Origin of the sequence: Rhodococcus sp. AG1013, from assembly GCF_003350365.1 — a bacterium.
Classification (GTDB): domain Bacteria; phylum Actinomycetota; class Actinomycetes; order Mycobacteriales; family Mycobacteriaceae; genus Prescottella.
The window spans coordinates 55,549-73,410 of the sequence record NZ_QQAT01000001.1; the positions used below are offsets into that span (position 1 = coordinate 55,549).

General features: G+C 68.3%; 17 protein-coding genes. 8 read left to right on the forward strand and 9 right to left on the reverse strand.

What is annotated here, in order from left to right:
* The first annotated feature begins 148 nt into the window (after positions 1 to 148).
* Positions 149 to 763: a TetR/AcrR family transcriptional regulator gene (locus tag DEU38_RS00265; RefSeq protein WP_258557581.1), complete on the forward strand. Its 615-nt coding sequence runs from the start codon at positions 149 to 151 to the stop codon at positions 761 to 763.
* Here the strand turns inward: DEU38_RS00265 and DEU38_RS00270 are convergent, their stop codons facing one another.
* The 3 genes from DEU38_RS00270 to DEU38_RS00280 all read right to left on the reverse strand — a co-directional run bounded on the left by DEU38_RS00270 (position 764) and on the right by DEU38_RS00280 (position 2,509).
* A complete protein-coding gene (locus DEU38_RS00270; RefSeq protein ID WP_114718140.1) occupies positions 764 to 1,090 on the reverse strand; it encodes a cupin domain-containing protein in 327 nt (108 codons plus the stop codon).
* Positions 1,091 to 1,202: 112 nt separating this feature from the next.
* Positions 1,203 to 1,685, reverse strand: coding sequence for a dihydrofolate reductase (locus tag DEU38_RS00275; protein ID WP_114718141.1), 483 nt, complete (start codon positions 1,683 to 1,685; stop codon positions 1,203 to 1,205).
* Positions 1,685 to 2,509: a thymidylate synthase gene (locus DEU38_RS00280; RefSeq protein WP_114718142.1), complete on the reverse strand. Its 825-nt coding sequence runs from the start codon at positions 2,507 to 2,509 to the stop codon at positions 1,685 to 1,687. Before DEU38_RS00280 ends, DEU38_RS00275 begins: the two co-directional genes overlap by 1 nt.
* A 27-nt stretch (positions 2,510 to 2,536) precedes the next feature.
* On the opposite strand from DEU38_RS00280, the gene cobF reads away from it, so the two are divergent.
* From cobF to DEU38_RS00310, 6 genes are all read left to right on the forward strand, one after another.
* Entirely contained in the window at positions 2,537 to 3,283 is a 747-nt protein-coding gene (gene cobF, locus DEU38_RS00285; protein ID WP_114718143.1) for a precorrin-6A synthase (deacetylating), read from the forward strand.
* Between the two features lie 177 nt (positions 3,284 to 3,460).
* Complete coding sequence (locus tag DEU38_RS00290; protein ID WP_114718144.1) at positions 3,461 to 4,594, forward strand: acyl-CoA dehydrogenase family protein; 1,134 nt, start codon at positions 3,461 to 3,463, stop codon at positions 4,592 to 4,594.
* A gap of 147 nt (positions 4,595 to 4,741) precedes the next feature.
* Positions 4,742 to 5,791, forward strand: coding sequence for an SDR family oxidoreductase (locus tag DEU38_RS00295; RefSeq protein ID WP_114718145.1), 1,050 nt, complete (start codon positions 4,742 to 4,744; stop codon positions 5,789 to 5,791).
* Positions 5,788 to 7,035, forward strand: a complete 1,248-nt coding sequence (locus DEU38_RS00300) for an aspartate aminotransferase family protein (protein ID WP_114718146.1) — start codon at positions 5,788 to 5,790, stop codon at positions 7,033 to 7,035. Before DEU38_RS00295 ends, DEU38_RS00300 begins: the two co-directional genes overlap by 4 nt.
* Positions 7,036 to 7,056: 21 nt before the next feature.
* Positions 7,057 to 7,527, forward strand: a complete 471-nt coding sequence (locus tag DEU38_RS00305) for an SRPBCC family protein (protein ID WP_114718147.1) — start codon at positions 7,057 to 7,059, stop codon at positions 7,525 to 7,527.
* Positions 7,528 to 7,566: 39 nt separating this feature from the next.
* The gene (locus tag DEU38_RS00310; RefSeq protein WP_114718148.1) at positions 7,567 to 8,433 is read left to right on the forward strand and encodes an Fpg/Nei family DNA glycosylase; all 867 of its coding nucleotides are present in this window, start codon (positions 7,567 to 7,569) and stop codon (positions 8,431 to 8,433) included.
* Here DEU38_RS00310 and DEU38_RS00315 read toward each other — a convergent pair.
* From DEU38_RS00315 to DEU38_RS00335, 5 genes are all read right to left on the reverse strand, one after another.
* Positions 8,416 to 8,856: a GtrA family protein gene (locus DEU38_RS00315; RefSeq protein ID WP_114718528.1), complete on the reverse strand. Its 441-nt coding sequence runs from the start codon at positions 8,854 to 8,856 to the stop codon at positions 8,416 to 8,418. The genes DEU38_RS00310 and DEU38_RS00315 overlap by 18 nt on opposite strands.
* Before the next feature lie 58 nt (positions 8,857 to 8,914).
* Positions 8,915 to 10,396 carry a carboxylesterase/lipase family protein gene (locus DEU38_RS00320; protein ID WP_114718149.1) on the reverse strand — a complete coding sequence of 494 codons (1,482 nt, stop codon included), beginning with the start codon at positions 10,394 to 10,396 and terminating at the stop codon, positions 8,915 to 8,917.
* Positions 10,393 to 11,952: a carboxylesterase/lipase family protein gene (locus tag DEU38_RS00325; protein WP_114718150.1), complete on the reverse strand. Its 1,560-nt coding sequence runs from the start codon at positions 11,950 to 11,952 to the stop codon at positions 10,393 to 10,395. Before DEU38_RS00325 ends, DEU38_RS00320 begins: the two co-directional genes overlap by 4 nt.
* A gap of 68 nt (positions 11,953 to 12,020) precedes the next feature.
* Positions 12,021 to 13,763, reverse strand: a complete 1,743-nt coding sequence (locus DEU38_RS00330; protein WP_114718151.1) for an amidohydrolase family protein — start codon at positions 13,761 to 13,763, stop codon at positions 12,021 to 12,023.
* Positions 13,764 to 13,808: 45 nt separating this feature from the next.
* Positions 13,809 to 15,470, reverse strand: coding sequence for a class I adenylate-forming enzyme family protein (locus DEU38_RS00335; RefSeq protein ID WP_114718152.1), 1,662 nt, complete (start codon positions 15,468 to 15,470; stop codon positions 13,809 to 13,811).
* Between the two features lie 177 nt (positions 15,471 to 15,647).
* Between DEU38_RS00335 and DEU38_RS00340 the strand changes: the two genes are divergently transcribed.
* Entirely contained in the window at positions 15,648 to 16,283 is a 636-nt protein-coding gene (locus DEU38_RS00340; RefSeq protein ID WP_254622827.1) for a TetR/AcrR family transcriptional regulator, read from the forward strand.
* Positions 16,284 to 16,313: 30 nt separating this feature from the next.
* Here the strand turns inward: DEU38_RS00340 and DEU38_RS00345 are convergent, their stop codons facing one another.
* A complete protein-coding gene (locus DEU38_RS00345; RefSeq protein ID WP_114718530.1) occupies positions 16,314 to 17,687 on the reverse strand; it encodes an MFS transporter in 1,374 nt (457 codons plus the stop codon).
* Positions 17,688 to 17,862 lie beyond the last annotated feature (175 nt).

The following is a 17,862-nucleotide window of genomic DNA, read 5'->3' on the forward strand; positions in this document are numbered from 1 at the left end:
ACGGCGCAGTGTTTGTCGTTTGCCGATATCACCTAAAACGTAAACGCATCCGCGACGGTCGTCAATGGTGTCTGTGATGCTGCGGAACAGTAATCGCGTCGTGACTGCCCCGGCGCGATCGGCGAGCCGCGCTACTAAACTCTCTGCGGTGAATTCCCGTGCACAAGATCTGAGCCCCACCGCGTTTCGCGAACGCATCCTCGACGCAGCTGAGGCGTGCCTGATCGACGTCGGCTACAGCCCGCGACTGCACGCCCAGATCGCCGAGCGGGCGGGGCTGTCGCGCCCGACGGTCTACAAGTACGTGGGCGACCAGACCGCGATCTTCGAGGCACTGTTCCAGCGCGAGATCACCCGGTTCTTCGCGGTGCTCGATCCGGTGCTGCGCGGGCGCGATCAACTGCACGTCGGATTCGTGGACTGCATCGTCTTCGCGGTGTGTTACGCGCGCCGGCACACGATGCTGCAGAAGGCACTTCGAGACGATCCGGACATCGTCCTGCCATGGTTCACGGTGCGCGCGAGGCCACTGATCGAGCGAGGCGCCGATTTCCTGGTGCCGCACTTCGAGCGCCTGTTCACCCCGCAGCAGCTCGTGGCGGTGAGTCCCCGCGCGATCTGCGAGTGGGCGTTCCGGTTGGTGGCCTCGCTCATCGTCACCGAGGGAGTCGTCGACACCGCGGACGAGGCCGCGGTGCGGGGGTTCGTCGGCGGTCTGCTGTCGATCGCGGTCGTGCCCGCGACCGACGCGCGGGTGGTCTGACTACTTCGCGACCGTCAGCAGGAACGCAACGTCCTCGAGCGCCTCGACGCTGTGTCGCGCCGCAGGCATGATCAGCAGGTCGCCGGCCGACCCCTTCCACGAGTCCTCGCCGCAGATGAGCGCCAGTTTGCCGCTGAGCACCAGCAGCGTGGCCTCGCCGGGGCTGTCGTGCTCGGCCAGGCTCTTGCCGGCGCCGAGCGCGATCACGGTCTGACGCAGGCTGCGTTGATGGCCGCCGTACACGGTCTGCGAACTGCGTCCGCTGGACGACGTGGACGCCAGTTTGAGCTGCTGCCGGGCGAGGGCCGTCAATGAGGTCTTGTCCATCAAAGGTCACTCCTGGTGACTGCAGGGACGGTGTCCCCGCAGTATGACCCACCGCGCCGGAGATGACCGGGTTATCGGCCTAACGGTTCGGCCACCGTCCGGGAGTGGCCCGTCAGCCGCGGACGTACGTGAGGAATCGGTAGCGCAGACCGGACTTCTCCGAGATGTGCCAGTCTCCGGTGTCGCCGACGACCCACTCGTCGCCGATCTCGGGCGCGAAGGCGTCGCCCTCGATGTCCGCGTCGATCTCGGTCACCGACAGCAGGTCCGCGAACGGCATTGCCGCGGTGTAGATCTGCGTACCGCCCACGACCCAGGCGGTGTCGCCCACGAGCGCGAGGGCCTCTTCGATGCCGTTCGCGGTCTCGGCGCCGGCCGTGGTCCAGCCGCTCTGACGGGTGACGACGATGTTCCGGCGGCCCGGCAGGGGGCGGAACTTCGGCGGGAGCGAGTCCCACGTGAGCCGGCCCATCACCACGGGGTGACCCATGGTGGTGTCCTTGAAATGGGCCATGTCCTCGGGGACGCGCCACGGGATCGTGTTGTCCCGGCCGATCACGCCCGCGGTGGTCTGGCCCCAGATCAGGCCGATCATCAGATCGCCACCGGCGCCTTGATCGCGGGGTGGTGGCGGTAGTCGACGATCTCGACGTCCTCGAAGGTGTAGTCGAAGATCGAGTCGCGCTTGTTCAGCTTCAGCGTCGGGTAGGGGAGCGGCTCCCGGGAGAGCTGCTCGGTGACCTGGTCGACGTGGTTGTCGTAGATGTGGCAGTCGCCGCCGGTCCAGATGAAGTCGCCCACCTCGAGCCCCGTCTGCTGCGCCACCATGTGGGTGAGCAGCGCGTAGCTGGCGATGTTGAACGGCACGCCGAGGAACAGGTCGGCACTGCGCTGGTACAGCTGGCAGCTGAGCTTGCCGTCGGCGACGTAGAACTGGAAGAACGCGTGGCACGGCTGCAGCGCCATCGCGTCGAGGTCCGCGACGTTCCACGCCGAGACGATGATGCGGCGCGAATCCGGATTGGTCTTCAGCGTCTCGATCACCTTGGTGATCTGGTCGATGTGCTCGCCCGACGGGGTGGGCCACGACCGCCACTGCACGCCGTAGACCGGGCCCAGCTCGCCGTCTGCGTCGGCCCACTCGTCCCAGATGCTGACGCCGTGTTCCTGCAGCCACTTGACGTTGGACTCGCCGCGCAGGAACCACAGCAGCTCGTACACGATGGACTTGAGGTGCACCTTCTTGGTGGTGATGAGCGGGAAGCCCTCGCCGAGGTCCCAGCGCATCTGGTGCCCGAAGACACTGCGCGTACCGGTGCCGGTGCGGTCAGCCTTGGTGGCGCCGGTGTCCATGACCAGTCGGAGCAGATCTTCATACGGGGAGTGCACGGCGGACAGTCTAGTCGGCGACTCGGGCATCGACCCCCGAGCGGTAGCGTGCCCCGCATGCGTGAGCTTCTCGTGATCGGCATCGGTGCCGGCGACCCCGACCAGGTGACGATCCAGGCCGTGAAGGCCATGAACCGGGCCGGCGTGTTCTTCGTCATCGGCAAGGGCGACGAGAAGCAGGAGCTGGTAGACCTGCGCACCACGATCCTGGCCGAGCACATGGAGCGCGAGTACCGGATCGTCGACATCGTCGACCCGCCGCGGGACCGGACCCCGTCCGACTACGCCGGCGTCGTCGACGACTGGCACGACCGCCGCGCCGAGGTGTTCGAGGAGAAGTTCGCGGCCGAGGACGGCGTCGGCGCGATCCTGGTGTGGGGCGATCCGTCGCTGTACGACAGCACGCTGCGGATCGTCGAACGCGTCCTGGCGCGCGGCAACGTGCGGTTCGAGTACACCGTGATCCCCGGCGTCACGAGCATCCAGTCGCTGGCCGCGCAGCACCGCATCGTGCTCAACCGGATCGGCGAGCCCGTCCATGTCACCACCGGACGCCGGCTGCGCGAGGGTCTGCCCGACGGCGCCGGGACCGCAGTCGTGATGCTCGACGCGGACTGCAGCTTCACCCACGTCCCGGACCCCGGCAACGAGGTGGAGATCTGGTGGGGTGCGTACCTCGGTCTGCCCGACGAGGTGCTGATCTCCGGCAAGCTGCGCGAGGTGGAGGACGAGATCGTCCGCGTGCGCGCCGAACTGCGCGAGCGCAAGGGCTGGATCATGGACATCTACCTGATCCGTCGCTGACAGGCCCGCCCACCCCAGGGTGGGATTTCCTCACCCCTACGAGTGTGTGGGTCCACCCTCGGGTTGCTGTTCAGCGGGACGCCGTCGGACGAGGTTGGAAACCGGGAGATTTGGACATCCGACCTTGGAGCGTCACCCTCGCTCCGAGCCCTACACCTGGACGGCGGTGGAGGAGATATGAGGTTTCTCGAAACTGACCGCGGCGTGCTGCAGCGCAGTCTGCCCGGTCTGGACGAGGCGCTGACGGCGATACCGCCGGGCGACCTGGAACGGCGGGGCAGCCCCGGCACCGCGGTGTTCCGGGAGGCCGGTGGGCCGGGCCTCCTCGTGCCCGCCGATCTGGGCGGCATCGGGGCAAGTCCCCTCGAGGCCGTCCGGGTGCAGCGCGCGATCGGCTCGCGGTCACCGTCGCTGGCGGTCGCCACCACGATGCACCACTTCTCGGTGGCGAGCCTCGTCGCGGTGAGTGAGACGAACACCGGTATGGACTGGATGCTGCTGCAGGCCATCGCCGCCGACAGTCTGCTGCTCGCATCCGGCTTCGCGGAAGGGCGCCCGGACGGGCAGATCCTGAAGCCGACCATGACCGCCACCCCCACACCTGACGGCGTCCGGCTGAGCGGGGTCAAGAAGCCATGCAGCCTGTCGCGCTCCATGGATCTGCTGACCGCCAGCGTCATGCTCCCTCGGCCGGACGGCCCGGGAGAACAGCTCGCGGTCGCGCTCATCCCAGCGAAGGACGACGGCGTCTCGGTCAGCTCGTTCTGGTCCAGTTTCGCGCTGGCCGGTGCCGAAAGCGATCAGGTCACCATCGACGACGTGCTGGTTCCGTCGGATCTCGTCGTAACCACGTCGGTGAGCGAGGGCGAACAACTCGACGACATCCAGAATGCCGCCTTCCTGTGGTTCGAACTGCTCATCACCGGTTCCTACGTCGGAGCCGCCAGCGCCCTGGTGGAGTTGGCGCTCGGTTCGGACCGGGTCAGCGAATCCGACCGGCTCCGACTGGTCGTCACGTTGGAAGGTGCGATGGCGTCGGTGGAGAACATCGCCCGCCGGATGACCGACGAGCTGAACAGCCGGCAACTGCTCGTGGACGCGCTCCTGGTGCGGTACGCCGTGCAGGATGCGATCGCGGCCGCCGTGCCCCGGGCAGTTGAGCTGCTCGGCGGGATGAATTTCATCACCTCGGATCGGATCGGCTACCTCGCGGCCGCGGTCAACGGACTGGGCTTCCATCCGCCGGCCCGAGCCAAGATGGCCGGCCCGTTGCTGGGTTACTTCGCCGGGAACCCGCTGGCCATCGCGTAGCGCCGGATAACGTTGCTGCGCAGCGTGATTCACTGGAACTATCGAAGAAATCGAAACGCATCGAAGGGGTGCCGACATGAAGATCGAACAGTTCGATCACGCTTCCCGTCACGGCCCGAAGGGTGGGGTCTTCGCCCCTGATTCCCGATGACCCGGAGCAAGCGAACTCTGCTGCTCACCGGTGGCTCCGGAGTCATCGGCAGGGCCGTGCTCGACGCGATGGCCGAGGACTTCGACATCGTGTGTCTGCGCGGCAGACGCCCGATCGACGACCCACGGGTCAGCGAGTTCGCCGGTGATTTCACGCACCCCACGCTGGGCTTGCCGGCCGCGGACTACGCCGCTCTGGTGAACCGGGTCGATGTCGTGCTGCACGGAGCAGCGGTCACCAAATGGAACGTGGATCCGGAGCGCCTCCGGGCGGTCAACGTCCAGGGTCCCGCGTCCATGCTGCGTGTGGCGGCCGACGCCGACGCCCCGCTCTACTACCTGAGTACGGCCTTCGTGATTCGTCAGGCCCCGGCCGACGAGCGTTTCGCCGGACTGGCCGCCTACCTGGAATCCAAGACGGAGGCGGAGGAGTTGATCCGCGCCGGTTCGGTTCCGGCCGTCATCCTCCGGCCGTCGGTGGTGACCGGAGACTCCCGTGACGGTCGAATGGCCGCCTTCCAAGGGTTGCACCGCATGTTGGGTAACGCGGTCAGGGGCAATCTCCCGGTGGTCCCGGGGGAGATCGAATCCCTGGTCGACACAGTTCCCCTGGACATCGTCGTCGAGGCCGTCGGCAAACTGATTCGTGAGGACGTGACCGAGGGCGAGTACTGGCTGACCGCGGGAGATCAAGCACTCACGTTCACCGATATCGCCGAGCTGTGCGAGTACGTGTCCCGGCTCGCCTGGATCGGCGCGGTGCGGCCACGGTTCATGCCCTTCGAGTCCGTCGACCGGTTGTTGTTGCCGCTGTTGGACGACCTGATCTCGGACGGACGACGACGGATGTTCATCGACTTCCTCGAGTCCGTGTGGGTGTTCCAGTCCAGCGATGCCATGCCCAGTGACCTGGACAGGCTGGGATTCGGTGATCGGGCCACCAAGGACGCCCTCACCGAGGCGCTCAGGCGCTCGCTGATCTACTGGGCCCAGGTCAAGAAGCTGTTGCCGGCGGAGCCGCCGGCGGTCGAAAGCGCAGTCCGATGAGCACCGGCATGCTGCTCGATTCCGATGTGCTGACCGACCGATACCGGAGGCACTTCGGCAGCGGCCGGGCGGCGCTCGGGCGGTTGATCGGTGACCTGGTCGAGGTCGAGTCGTCGGGTGCCTGGATCACGGTCGCGGACGGCCGTCGGGTCCTGGACTTCGGTGGCTACGGCGTCTATCTGCTGGGGCATCGTCACCCGGCAGTCGTGGAGGCGGTGTGCGATCAGGTTCGGCGGCACCCGATGGCCTCCCGGGTGTTCTTGGACCCCGTCAGTGCCGGTGCCGCCGCCGCCCTGGCCGAGATCACCCCCGGTGATCTGGACCTGGTGCACTTCGTCAACTCCGGTGCGGAAGCCACCGAGTGCGCGCTGAAGTTGGCTCGCGCGCAAGGCAAGACGGCTGTGATCACAACCCGCGCTGGGTTCCACGGCAAGACGCTCGGCGCGCTGAGCGTCACGGCGAACGGCGTGCTGCAGCAGCCCTTCCGACCGTTGCTTCCGCACATCATGGAGGTCGCCTTCGGCGATCCGGCCGAGCTGGAGGTGGCGTTACGCGCAACCGGCGGCCACGGCTGCTTCATCGTCGAACCGGTGCAGGGGGAGGGCGGCGTGAACGTGCCGCCCCCGGGCTACCTGCGCGACGCCGCCGAATTGTGTCGCCGCTACGAGACGTTGCTGATCGTGGACGAGGTCCAGACCGGTCTCGGTCGGCTGGGTCGCTGGTGGGGTGTGGACGCCGACGGCGTGGTGCCCGACATGATGTTGGTCGGCAAGGGCCTCTCCGGGGGCGTGATGCCGATTGCCGCGGTGGTGGCCACGCGGGAGTCCTACGAGCCCTTCGCCCGGGACCCCTACCTGCACACCTCCACGTTCGCGGGGTCGCCGGCGGTGTGTGCGGCCGCCCGTGCCGCCATCGGCGTGATCCGCGACGAGGACCTCACGGCTCGCGCAGCAATGCTCGGCGAGCACCTCCTCGCGGGCATCCGGACGGCTGTGGCCCAGTACGGCGGCGGCCGCGTGGCCCAGGTGCGTGGCCGCGGGCTGTTGCTGGGCCTCGAGATGGCCTCGAGCGGCCTGGTCGGGGAACTGTTCCTGAACCTTCTGGAACGTGACGTCCTGGCCAACCACTCACTGAATGCGGCCAACGTGCTGCGCTTCACCCCGCCGGCGATCCTGACCACGGACGAGGTCGAACTCTTCCTCCGAGCCCTCGCCGAAGCCCTCGAGGACCTGACCCTCACCTGAACACGATCCTTTGGAGTTCTCATGCGCCACGTAGTCATGCACATCCGCGCCGAGCACGTGCAGCCCGAAGCGGCCTACACCCGGATCAGCGACTTCGCCCGCTATCCCGAACTGACGGAAACCGTCCTCGCACTCGAACTCGAACCCGCGCAGGCGGACGGGTCGGTCATCTCCAGTTGGCTGGTCCGGTTCCGCAAGGGCACATTGCGCTGGACCGAGCGGGACGTGCTCGACCCGATCGCCCGCCGCATCGAATTCGCCCAAATCAGCGGGGACTTCCTGACGATGGAAGGGTCCTGGCAGCTCGACCCGGAGCCGGATCGTGACGGTGTGCTGATCCGCTTCGAGACCCGATTCGACCTCGGGATACCGAGCCTGGCGGAGATCCTCGACCCGGTTGCGGAGTCCACCTTGCGCAGCAACATCGTGCTCATCCTGACGGGCTTGCTCGGTTCCGTGGTCGACGTCGGGCCGCTCAACGAACCTGTCTGACCCCGCCCGGCTGTCGGCGCCGGCGCCTACGCTGAGCGCATGCCCGAACTGCCCGAGGTGGAGGCCCTGGCCCAGTTCCTGCGTGACCATGCCGTGGGGGCGGTGGTCGGTCGCGTCGACGTCGCCGCGCTGAGCGTGCTCAAGACGTTCGATCCGCCGATCACGGCGCTGCAGGGCCGTGACGTCACCGGGGCGCGGCGGTTCGGCAAGCACCTCGCGATGGACTGCGACGGGCTGTGGCTGATCACGCACCTGTCCCGCGGTGGCTGGTTGCGCTGGGCCGACAACCCCAGCACGGCGCCGCCGAAGCAGGGGAAGGGCCCGCTGGCGCTGCGGGTGCACTTCTTCACCCCCGACGGCGCGACGCCGGCCTTCGACCTCACCGAGGCCGGTACCAAGAAGCGGCTCGCGGTGTGGGTGGTGACCGACCCGCATCAGGTGCCGGGCATCGCCCGCCTCGGACCCGACGCGCTCGAGGTGGCCCGTCCAGAGTTCGGGGCACTGCTCGCCGGGACGTCGGCCCGGATCAAGACCGCGCTGGTGGACCAGTCCCTGCTCGCGGGAATCGGGAACGCGTACTCCGACGAGATCCTGCATGCCGCCCGGCTGTCGCCGTTCGCGACGGCGTCGAAACTGACGTCCGACGAGGTCGACGCGCTGTACGACGCGATGCGGTCGGAACTGTCCGACGCCACGGCGCGCTCGGTGGGGCAGGAGGCGGCCCGGCTCAAGGGCGAGAAGCGGGCCGGGATGACGGTGCATGCGCGAACGGGAATGCCGTGCCCGGTGTGCGGCGACACGGTACGCGAGGTGTCGTACGCGGAGCGGTCGTTCCAGTACTGCCCCACATGCCAGACCGGCGGCAAGATCCTCGCCGACCGGCGGATGTCACGACTGCTGAAGTAGCGGCTGCCGGCGGCCGAACACCCAGCCGCGCAGTGCGATGAACCGGAGCCCGCCGACGACGCCGCTCACGGCGATCACCAGCGCGATCGACACCAGGCCGCCGACGTCGGGGAAGAAGAAGTGCAGCAGCGCCAGGGCCAGGGAACTGATGAGCAGGCCCAGCAGGGCCAGCGCGCCGCCCTCCCACTGTGCGGCGAACCAGGGCACCCGGTCGGCGGCGCGGAAGGTGCGGCGTCGATGCAGCTCGTTGGCCAGCACCGTGCTGGTCGCGACACCGACGGCGTTCGCCAGCAGCGTCCCGTAGGCGTCGAGAACGAGGAACGACAGCGCGTACAGCACATTGCTGGATCCGCCCACCAGGGCAAACCTGGTGAGCTGGGCGGCCCATCCGTCGCCGCCCAGACGCCTGTCGAGCACGGACATCGAGGTCTCCCACAGCCTGAGATTTGGTTGCAGTTCGCAACCGTAGCTCACGGGGGATTCAGTGACGGTGCCGGTATCCGAGCCAGGCCTCGCGGCGGGTGCGCAGCGGATCGGTCTCCACGCGGGACTCCGCGTCGATGATCAGGGTGTCACGGCGCTCCAGCGAGTAGCGCGGCCACGTCCCGAGCGGTCGCCCACCGCGCGCGAAGCGGAGCCAGTGGCTCTGCATCGTGTCGGTGACGACGCGCAGGTCGCGGCGGCCGCCGAGCGACGTGAGGGTGCGCGCCGCGGGCCCCCGCGCGCCGAACACCGCGAACAGTTCCGTCGCGTGCGTCGCCCCCAGGCCGGTCAGGCGCAGGAGGCGAGGCGCGAAGTCGTACCGGTACATGTAGGTGTCGCTGTGGCGGGTGTGCGCGTGTGCGCAGCGCACCGACGGCTCCCAGAAGACAACGTCGCCGCCGAGATCCGCGGCGGCCCGCCGGCCGGGATATCCGGGATACGCGCCGATCGCGCGAGCCTTGATCGCGGGATCGGTGTCTTCGAACATCTTCTCGATCCGATCCCGGTTCGTGGGAAGGATGTCGAGGAAGCGCGGGAAGATCCGGCCCTCGTGCGCGTTGGTGCCGATCAACAGTGGCACCCGGTGTTCGGTTCCCGCCTCGAACGCATTCAGTGGGTGCTCCGGCAACAGGTCACCGTCGGCGACCGCAGCGAACGGACGGGTGCCGGGCACCTCGTCGGCCCCACGGGTACTGAGCGTGGTGGCCGCCTGCACGAGGAGTTCGGGTGCGGCTGTGGTCAGGTACTCGGTCACGTCGGACCCGCAGACGCCCGCGATGTCGAGGAACTCTCGAGCCCACAGCGCCGCCAGTTCCCGGCCGTTCGAGGTGGCCGGGGGCGGGCTCTGGGCGATGGCGCGCGCGAACAGGCCCTTCGCGGCGGGCGTGCACATCAGGGTGACGACCGCGTCGGCGCCGGCGGACTCGCCGAACAGTGTCACGTTGGCGGGGTCGCCCCCGAACGCGGCGATGTTGCGCTGCACCCACTGCAGTGCGGCAACCTGGTCGCGCAGGCCGAGATTGGTATCGAATGGTCGTTCGGGCGTGGAGAACTCGGAGAAGTCCAGGTAGCCGAGGGCGCCGAGCCGGTAGTTCAACGAGACGAACACGACGTCGCCGCGGCGGACCAGCGAGGCGCCACTGTACAGCGGCGCCGACGAGGTCCCGGCCGTGTGTGCGCCGCCGTGGATGAACACCATGACCGGCCTGGCGACGTTGCTCGGGTCGGCCGACCTCAGCACGTTGATGGTCAGGCAGTTCTCGTCGCCCTGTCTGCGCTGCTGCGGCGCGGAGGGGCCGAACTCGGTGGCGTCGCGGACGCCGGCCCACGGCTGTACCGGTTCCGGAGCGCGCAGCCGGAGCGCTCCCACCGGCGGTGCAGCGTACGGAATTCCCCTCCACGACAACAGATCCGGAAGTCGACGCCCACGGACCACGCCTTCCTGGAGGGTGGCCTCGACCTCGAGGTCGATCCCGGTCATGCCCGGTGCTCGGGTTCGGCAGGGTGTCGGTCCCGGTCCTCGTCGAGGTATCCGTGATAGTCGGCCCACGCGAGCCGGCGTTCCCGGCCCGGATCGCGTTCGATGCGGGTGGGGACGTCGAGGATGAGGGTACGGCGCATGTCGGTGTCGTACCGTGGCCACCACGGCGCAGGGATTCCGTTGCAGGCGAAGGAGATCCAGTGCTCCTGGACCCGGTCGGTGACCACGCGCAGTCCGCGTCGACCACCGGGGGCGGTGAGCGCACGTCCGGCGGCGGAGTCGCCGTAACCGAACACCGCGAACATCTCGAACGCGTGTGTGGCGCCGAGGTCGAGCCAGTGCATGAGGCGCGGCGCGAAGTCGAAACGGTAGCTGTAGGTGGGGGCATGGACGGAGTGAGCCTCGGCGATCTGGACCGACGGCCTCCAGAACGTCAGATCGCCGCCCAGATCGATCGCCGCTGCCGGATCCGGGTAGCCGGCGTATGCGCCGACGACGCGCGCCCGGGCCTCCGGATCGGTGAGCTCGAACATCGCGTCGATGCGTGCCTCGTCGGTGGGCAGACCGTCGAGGAACTTCGGGAAGAGGGTGCCCTCGCGGGCGTTGGTCCCGATGATCAGCGGTACTCGGTGCGCGGTGCCGTCAGTGAATGCCTGCAGTGGCGCCACGGGCAGGAAGTCGCCGTCGACGGTCGGCCCGAAAGGGTGCAGGCCGGGAGTCTCGGCGAGCACCTTGGCACCCAGCCGATGCCCCGCCTTGCCGAGTTCTGCCGAGGTGGCGTCGTCCAGGGCGCGGGCGGCCGCCGCAGGGTCGTCTGCGTTCGATCCGAGCAGCGACACGAACTCCCGGGCCCAGCGTCGCGCCCGCAGTGCGTCGTTCACGAGGACGGGTGCGGAACTCTGGGCGATGGCGCGGGCGAACAGTCCACGGGCGGCCGGCGTCGCCATCAGCGTGGTCACCGAGGTGGCGCCAGCGGATTCGCCGAACAGCGTGACGTTCTCGGGATCGCCCCCGAAGGCGGCGATGTTGCGCTGCACCCACTCCAGCGCGGCCACCTGGTCGCGCAGGCCGAGATTGGCGTCGAACGGCCGCGCGGGCGTGGAGAACTCGCTGAAGTCGAGGTATCCCAGCGAGCCGAGCCGGTAGTTGACCGACACGAACACCACGTCGCCCCGGCGCACCAGACGGTCCCCGTGGTAGATCCCCAAGGCCGTGGTGCCCATCGTGAAGGCGCCGCCGTGGACGAACACCATGACGGGCCGCGGCGTCGAGCTGGGCGCGGCCGGGGCGAGCACGTTGAGCGTGAGGCAGTCCTCGGACATCGGCTGGTACTTGCCCGGTCGCAGGGCGGTGCCCATCCGGTGCTGCGGTGCGGCGTTGCCGAATGCGGTGGCGTCGCGGACGCCGGTCCACGGCTCCACCGGTTGCGGTGCCCGCAGACGCAGCGGGCCGACGGGTGGAGCGGCGTAGGGGATGCCGCGCCAGGCCAGCAGATCGCCGACCCGTCGGCCCCGAACGACGCCGTCGACGGTGGTTACGTCCAGCCCGGGGGTCATGGTCGCGACTATACGACGGATCGCGTGCCCGGCGGCCGCCGAGCACGTCGACGTCCCGAGGTGGCTCGTCACCGAGCCTCGAGGAACCTCCCGGTCCGTGCGCTGCCCAGGGTAGATGCGGGCTGCCCGTCGCCGAAGACGTACTCGCCGCCGACGAAGACGGCCGAGACGGTGTCGTCGTTGCGGTTCACCATCCGGGAGAGGTTGTCGTACTCGGAGATCGGGCACTCGGCGTACGTGTCGAGCGAGGCGTCGAGATGCTCGGGGTCGACGACCACCAGGTCGGCGCGGTCGCCCTCCCTGAGGTGCCCCGCGTCGAGGCCGTACCAGTCGGCGAGCTCACCGGTGACCCGATGCACCGCCTGCTCCACCGACAGGAACGGCGTACCCGCCCGCTCGGCGTCGCGCACGCGTCGCAGGAAGCGCAGTCCGAAGTTGTAGAACGCCATGTTCCGCAGGTGCGCGCCTGCATCGGAGAAGCCCAGCTGCACACCGGGATCGGCGGCGAGCGTGTTCAGCACCTCGGGGCGGTGGTTCGAGATCGTGGTCCGCCAGCGGACCTTCGGTCCGTACTCGACCACCAGGTCGAGGAACGCGTCGACGGGATGCACGCCGCCGCGATCCTCCCCGACCTGACCGAACGTCTTCCCGATGACCGATTCGTCCGGGCACTCGACGATCTCGGCGTCGAAGAAGTCGCGGTGCCACACCCGGGGCCCGTACTTCTTGTCGTAGTCCTTGCGGAAGCGCCGGCGATAGTTCTCGTCGGCCAGCAGATCGCGGCGCGCGTCGATCTGGTTCGACAGGTGCAGGGCCGCCGCGCCGGAACCGAATTCCTCGAACACCGGCAGGTCGATGCCGTCGGAGTACACCTCGAACGGGACCGGCAGGTGCTGCCAACGGAAGTCGCCGCCCAGGCCGTTGATGACCTTCGCCATCAGCGGAAAGACCTTCACCACACCGGGGATCGCCTTGACGTCGGCGGCCGATAGCAGGCTCGTCTTGAGCGGCTTGCGGAAGATGCCGAGGCTGCTGAGTGCCATCACCACCATGCTCTGCGGGCGGGCCACATCCGGGCCGCCCTGCAGCGCCCGGCGGCGGCGTCGCAGGATCGCGTTGAGTCGGCGGCGCTCCTTGGCGGTCGCGTACGTCGACGGCAGCGTGCGGGACCGGCACACCTCGCCGTCGAGCTTGTCGAACATCAGCTGCTGCGAGGACATCCCGACGAAGCCGGCGTCGAGCGCCTCGGTCAACTGCTGCTCCATCGCGGCGAGTTCGGACGCGGTGGGCTTGATCTCCTTGCGAGTGGCCCGGTCCAGGCCCATCAGCGCCGCCCGCATGTCGGAGTGGCCGATGAACGCCGCGACGTTTGCTCCCAGCGGCAGCGATTCGAGCGCGTCGACGTACTCGCGTGCCGAGTTCCACGTCTTGCGCTCCTCGAGCCCGTCGACGACGTGGCGACGGGGGATCGCCTCGACCCGGCCGAACAGGTCACCGGCGTCCGACGGCCCGACATGGACCGTCGACAGCGAGCACGAGCCCACGAACACGGTGGTGACGCCGTGCCGCACCGACTCGTCCAGTTGGGGACGCAGCAGGACCTCGACGTCGTAGTGCGTGTGGATGTCGAGCATGCCCGGGATCACCCACTTGCCGACCGCGTCGATCACCCGCGGGCAGTCGGTCTCGTCGAGCGCGGCGGCCGAGACTGTGGCCACCCGGCCGTCTCGGATACCGAGGTGTCGGGTTGCGGACGGGGCGCCGGTGCCGTCGAACCACCGGCCGTTCTTGACGATCGCGTCGTAACTCATCGGGATCTTGCCTCTCTCACCGCTGGGAGCGGGGAACGTGTTCGCTCACAGAGCGATTCGTGTGCGGATCGTCTTTCCGGTCGCGTTGCGCGGCAACGAATCGGTGGTGATCTTCCATCGGGTGGGCACCTTGAAGTACGCGAGACGCTCGGACGCGAACTCCCGCAGTTCGTCCTCGGTCACCTCCATCCCGGGCCGGACGACCACGATCGCGCCGACCTCCTGCCCCAGGTCGGGGTGGTCGACTCCCACCACCGCGGACTCCGCGACCGCCGGATGCTCGTCGAGGCACTGCTCGATCTCCACCGGGTAGACGTTCTCTCCGCCGCGCAGGATCAGATCGGAGCGGCGTCCGGTGAGGCGAACCATCCCGTTCTCGATCACCCCGAAGTCGCCGGTGTGCAGCCAGCGTCCGGGACGGATGGCCGCGGAGGTGGCCGCGTCGTCGTTCCAGTAGCCGAGCATCACGTACGGGCTGCGCGCGCAGATCTCGCCCTCGGTCCCGTCGGGCACCGGCTCGCCGAACGGGTCGCGGATCTCCACGCTGACACCGATGATCGGCCGGCCGAGCGTGCCGGGGAACGCCTGCAGATCCATCGGCGTCGCAACCGAGATCGCGGTACTGCACTCGGTGAGCCCGTAGCTGTCGACCAGTGCGTTGCGGGCGAACGGCAGCTTCTCCCGCAGGCGCTGCTGGAAACCCGGCGACGATGGCGCCGAGGCGAGCGCGAACGAGGTCAGCGACGACAGGTCGTAGCGAGTCACATCGTCGTGTTCGAGCAGGCGACCCGCCATGGTGGGGACCGCGCCCCAGTTGGTCACCTTCTCGCGCTCGATCAGACGCAGCACCCGGTCCGCGTCGAACGAGCCCTGATAGATCACCACGGCGCTGCCCGTGCCCAGACGCGGGACGACGAGGTTGTGCAGGCTGGCGATGTGGAACAGCGGCGACGTGAGCAGGTAGCGCAGATCGCTCGGCGCATCGGAGTTCGGGTCACCGCCCGTGAACGCCGCGACGAGGCCGTCGCTGTAACGGTGATAGCCGATGACGGCCAACAGGTTCCGGTGCGAGTGCACCGCGCCCTTCGGGCGGCCGCTGGTGCCGCTGGTGTAGAGGATCACCGCCGGATCGTCCTCGAGGACGGTCGTGTCCGGCAGGTCGGCGCCCGCGAACTCGGCGATCAGCCTCGGCAGGTCGTCCTCCATCGTGAGGACGGGGACGTCCAGGTCGAGCCCGTCGAGGAGCGCGGCGCGCTTCGCGTCGACGATCAGTACCGACGGCTGGGCGTGGCCGACCCCGTACTCGATCTCGCGCGTCGTCCACCACGCATTGAAGCCCACCGCGATCGCGCCGAGCGCCTGCGCCGCCCAGAACGACAGGACCCACTCGGGAGTGTTGGCGGCGAGGATGCCGACACGGTCGCCCTTGTCGACGCCGTACCGCTCCCGCAGGGCGCGGGCCAGTGCCGCCGCGGCGGCACCGTGCTCGGCGTAGCTCATCCGGCGGTCCTCGGTGACCAGGTAGTCGCGGTCGCCGAATGCGACCGAGGCCGCCAGGACGTCGCCCAGGGACCGATCGCGGTTCTTCATCACCGGCATGCGGGCGCCGAGGACGTCCTCCTCGTGGAGTTCGAACGGCCCGCCCGGGCCCGTCAGTCCGGCCATGACGGACGCGATGTAGGCCTGCGGGTCGACAGACTTGGTCACGGGTAGTTCCTTTCGATGCGGGCAAGGATCGTCGCCGTGCTCGACACCGGCGCACATCTATAGTGATGTGCGTCATACTTTCTGATTGACTGACGATGTGTCAAGTGAATGACGATCCGTCCTTCGAGCGGCGATTCGACTTGCCTGCGCCCGTCCGGGTGCGCCATCGTCTAGGGCGTGGGAGTTGCTGCGGACGAGATCAAGAGCCGGCGCGGAAGTCTGCGAGAAGAACAGAAGCGGTGGACCCGGACCAAGCTCATGGAGTGTGCTCGGGAGTTGTTCTGCGCGCGCGGCTACGCGGCGGTCACCGTCGACGACATCGCCGCTGCGGTCGGCTGCAGCCGCGCCACCTTCTACCTGCATTTTCCCGGCAAGGTGGAGATCCTGCGAGCCATCAGTGCGGAGAAGATGGTGCCGAGTGTCTTCGCGTTCTACGAGGACCTCGATCGGGTGCTCGAGACCGGATCCCGCGCCGAGTTCACGGCCTGGGTGAACCGGGCCATCGACTGGTTCGACGAGTGCAAGGACATCCTGCCCGCGTGGGACGAGGCGGTCGCCCTGGAACCCTCGTTCCGCGAGACGTCCCGTGACGGGATCCTCGCCCTGCCCAACTCGATGACGCAGTACCTGGCGCGCTGGCCGCAGGACCGGCAGGACGAGGCCCGGTTGCGTATCGAACTACTGGTCGCGCAGCTCGAACGGTTCTTCACCCGATGGGCCCTCCAGGGGACGATCGAGGTTCCCCGCGAACAGGCGGCGGAGGTCCTCACCGACATCTGGTTCCCGGCGCTCAGCGCCCCGGGCGGTGACTGACGCCGGCGCTCGTCCCCTGGGGGTGCGCGGTCAGGCGGGCTCGCCCGACAGCATCCCCGCGGGGGACGGCTCCACCGGTGCGGGTGTCGTCTTCTTCGATTCGGACTGCAGTCTGCTGACCGCGATCGCTCCGAGGACGAACGCGCCGGCGACGAGGATGTACAGCTGTGTGGGCGTCCAGTCCAGATCCAACAGCTTGCCTGCGACGATGGGCGAGACGATGGCGCCGATCCGTCCCACGCCGATTCCCCAGCCGACGCCGGTCGCTCGGACGGACGGTCCGTACACCGACGGGGTGATCGCGTACAGCCCGGCGACGCAGCCGTTCACGAAGACCCCGATGAGGGCTCCGAGCGTGAATCCGACCACGATGGAGCTGGTGGCGGGCACGAAGACGACCAGGAGAACACCTGCGATCACCATGTAGGCGGACAGGACCGATCGCAGCGCGAACCTGGCGGACAGGGCGCCGAGCAAGGTGGCCCCGAAGATTCCGCCGAGGTTGAGCAGCACGCCGCCGGTGATCCCCTGGTTCGCGGAAAGTCCCGCGGCCACCAGCAGTTTCGGCGTCCAACTGGTGACGAAGTAGAAGCCGAACATGATCATGAAGAACGCGAACCAGATCAGCAGGGTGGGACGAAGCAGTTCAGGCGAGAACAATTGCCGCAGTTTGCCGGCCGACTCGGTCGGCGAAGTGCCGTCCTCGGTCGGGTCCGGAAGCTCGGACAGTTGCGGCTGCCCGATTCGCGCGGCGAACTTGTTGATGCGCGCGAGTGCGTTGGCCGGCCGCCGGGTCAGCAGAAAGTCGAGTGACTCGGGCAGTCGCAGGAACACCACGGGAATGATGGCCGCGGTGCAGACGCCGCCGAAGAGGAAAACGGAGCGCCACCCGAAACTGTTCTGCAGCACCACGGCGATGATGCCGCCCGACGTGGCGCCGATCGCGTAGCCGGTCGAGTTCAGGCTCACCGCGAGTCCGCGCCAGCGGGACGACGCGTACTCGCTCGCAATGACGTTGCTGCTGGCCAGGATTCCGCCGATTCCGACTCCGGTCAGCGCGCGGAGGAGGCCCAGTGCGAGGGCGTTGGGGCTCAGCGCCGACAGGGTCATCCCGGCGCTGGCGATGGCCAGGCAGAGCAGGATCATCCGGCGTCGGCCGATCGTGTCGGCCCAGGGCGCGAGTAGCAGTGATCCGCCCGCCATTCCGAACAGTCCGGCGCTCAGGAGTAGTCCGACCTCGGAGCCTGATAGTCCCCATTCCTGGGATACCGACTGTGCGGTGAAGGCCATCACCAGCACGTCGAAGCCGTCGAGGACGTTGAGCAGGACGCAGATCGCCACCGCGCCCCATTGGAATCGCGACATCGGACTGGAATCGATGCGCTCCCGCAGATCAATACTCATGTTCGGTCCCTTGATCGAGTGATGTGATGTGAGCCGGATCACTCGGCAGAACATTTGCGGATCGCCTCGTCTCGATTCCACCCCCATTCCGGATATCGGAAGACGGCACACAGTCTTCCGATATCCGGAAGTCGAGTGGTCTCGGTCATACCGGTTCCGTGACAGTGGATGCAGT